Annotated in this window: 2 protein-coding genes; both read left to right on the top strand. The window is 68.9% G+C overall.

The window, feature by feature from the left end:
- Positions 1 to 1,412: TolB family protein (locus ACFV6I_RS30460; protein WP_380428772.1), on the top strand; the 1,412-nt coding region annotated here is incomplete at its 5' end.
- 504 nt (positions 1,413 to 1,916) lie between these two features.
- On the top strand, positions 1,917 to 2,972 hold the full coding sequence (locus ACFV6I_RS30455; protein ID WP_063345966.1) for a hypothetical protein: 1,056 nt from the start codon (positions 1,917 to 1,919) through the stop codon (positions 2,970 to 2,972).
- Positions 2,973 to 3,100 lie beyond the last annotated feature (128 nt).

The raw sequence follows: 3,100 nt of genomic DNA, 5'->3' as shown, positions 1-3,100 counted from the left end.
GACCCCACCTCATGACCACCACACACCCCCGGCGCGGGCTGCTGCGCGGCGGCTGCGCCCTGCTCGCCGCCGCACTGGCCGGCCTCGCCGCACCAGCCGCCGAAGCGCATCCGCGCACGGGCGGGATCATCCGGGTGAGCGTCGGCCTCGACGGCGCGCAGCCGGACGGCGCGTCCGCCGCCCTGGGGCTGAGCGCCGACGGCCGCTACGCCCTGTTCTCCTCGGACGCGACCAACCTGGTGCCCGGCGACACCAACGGCGCGACGGACGTCTTCGTCCGGGACCTGCACACCGGCCGCACCCAACGCGTCAGCGTCGGCGCGGACGGCGCCCAGCTCGACGCCCCCACCACCCAGGCATCGATCAGCGGCGACGGCCGCTTCGTCACGTTCAACACCAAGGCCACCAACGTGCTGCCCGGCCACAAGGCCAACAGCGGCGGGGAGGTCTACCTCCGCGACCTCCGGGACGGCGTCACCGAGCTGATCACCGCCGGCGACCCGGCCGCCACCGGCCAGGACGGCCGCATCTCCCGTGACGCGGTGGCCAGTTGGGACGGCCGCTTCGTGGCCTTCTCCTCCTCCCGGACCGACCTCGCGCCGGTCGGCACGTTCAGCAAGGAGAACATCTACGTCACCGACCGCCGGGAGGGCACCACCCGCCTGGTCACCCTCGGGGTGAACGGCAAACCGGGCAACGGCGACTCCTACCTGCCCTCGATCAGCGCCGACGGCCGCGTCATCGGCTTCAAGTCCCGCGCGTACAACCTGCTCCCGGCTCCCGCCCAGACCCCCGCAGCCGCCGCAGCCCCTGGGGACCACGCGGACCACGGCGACTCCCCCGCGATCCTCGGGCACGCCTCCTACCCCTTCTACGTGTTCGACCAGCACACCGGGGTGATCAGCGGCGCGAGCACCGACCCCGCCGGCCAGCTCGCCAACACCGGCCTGGACGCCACCCTCAGCCCCGACGGGCAGTACGCCGTCTACACCCTCGACGCGCCCGGCGGGCCGATCCTCAACCGTCACCAGGAGCTCTACACCCGCGACCTGCGCACCGGCACCGTGGCCAGGGTGACGACCCCGCTGCCCGGCACCACCACGGTCGGCTCCGCCGGTCGCGGCACCATGTCCTACGACGACCGCTGGGTCTACTTCGTCTCCGACGCCGGCAACCTCGTCCCCGGCGTCGACGGCGGGCGGCAGAACGTGTTCCGCCGCGACCTCGCCACCGGAGCCGTCGAACTCGCCGGCGCGGCCGAGGACGGCACGGCGAGCACCGGCACCTCGGACAACCCGTACACCGACGCCTCCGGCGGCGCCGTACTGTTCACCTCCGAAGACGGCACCCTCGTCCCCGGCGACACCAACCACGCCTCGGACGTCTTCCTCCGCCGGCTCCTCACGCACTGACCGCGGACGGGCTGTTACGGGTGCTGACCAGGCGGGTTCCGGAATCTGCCGGTGAAGGGCGGGACCACCGGTCATCCCGGCCACGAAAAGCATGATCCGGCGGGGAGGAACAATGGCAACACCCGTAACAGCGTTCGGGCGAAAACCGTGCCGCCCGTCTTCGCCAGCACATAATCACCACATACTTACCCCGAATTGTACGACCACTGTCAAGGCACCAAGGTGCGCCAGGCCGCAGTGACTTTCAGGACACTGTCGAGGATTTGGTTTTCAACATCCCTCGGGCGACGGATGCTTGTACGTACAGTCTCCGTTCTTTTGGCGCTGCCGTGCTATCCGCAGGCCAGTCCACGGAGTTTGCAGCAGGACGTGCTGCTCCCGGCGACGACTCGTGAGGTCGATCGTGACAATGAGAAAAGCCTCAGGAAGTCGATAGCCGTATCTGTCGAGACGGCACCCAATCCAACCGTCCAAGGAATAGTCCGAGACGGAACGAGGGTAAAAGTGAAGGCCCTTCTCTACCACTTCCACGGAATCGACGACTTCGATTTCTCGACCATCTCGCCCGAGGACCTCCCCGAGGTCCAGAAGGCTGCGGAATCCCGTGAGTACGGAATTCTGCCGACCGTCTACCTGCGCCGGGAGAATCTCCCCCGCCTGGTGGAGGTCCTCCAGGAGTACCACCGGCTCGAACAGGCGAACGCGGTTCCCAACATCGCCGGTTTCGCGATCGAGGGCCCGCTGCTCGGGCCGCAAGGAGGGATACCCCGGGCCGGACGGTGGTTCCCGTCGGCGAAGGAGTGGGACGTCATCGCGTCCCTCGGCCCGCTCGGCCTGCGCTACATCGTGATGGCGCCCGACGCCATGGCCCTGGACGAGCGCATCGACGCCGGCCCCACCTTCGCCGACCTGCTCACCAGCTTCTACGAGCAGGGGCTCCGGATCGCCGTGGGGCACTTCCACCGGGAGGCGCCCGAGCGCAGTGCCGTCCGACTGCGGGAAGTGCTCGAATTCCTGCACAGCCGCTACGACTCCTCCCCGTACCTGGTCCTGACCGACCATCTGTACAACGACACCCCGCGGAACTTCACGCATTCCTGGCGCACGCCGCAGGAACGGGTCAACCGCGAAGTCGAACTGCGGCGGGTGCTCGATCCCGACTGGGACAAGACCGACCTCCGGGAACTGCTCGGCCCCGTTCCGGCCGAAATGCTGCGCTCCGCACGCGAGTCCCTCCTGTACCCGTGCATCAACTTCGACGGGTACCACGTCGACCTCGAAATCTGCCGGCGCACCGTCGAATACCTGGGCGTGGACCGCCTCATCGCGCTGACCGACCACACCGAGGTCGCCACGATGGCCCAGGAACCGCTGACCCGGAGTGACCACAATCCGCTGTGGCTGCGTGACGACGGGGCCGTGGCGGCGGGTTCGAGCGGTTATGAGCAGCAGCGGCAGAACATTCTCTCCATCGGATTCGACGACACGGCGGTTCACCGCATGTTCGTCGACAACCCCGTGACGGCGGTCGGATACCGCATCAAGAAGGGCGCCGCGTAAGAGCCTGGAGGGCCGGAAATCGGAAAAGACATCGGGGCAGGAACTCACGGCCACTCGGGCGTTGCGCCCCGGCCACTTCCTCGACCGTGTCGTGCGGGCCCGGGGCACCCCCCCCCCCCCCCCCGCCC

This window comes from Kitasatospora sp. NPDC059803 (assembly GCF_042732255.1).
GTDB lineage: Bacteria > Actinomycetota > Actinomycetes > Streptomycetales > Streptomycetaceae > Kitasatospora.
Note: the sequence above shows the minus strand (reverse complement) of the source record. Positions and strands in the feature narration are given on the sequence as shown.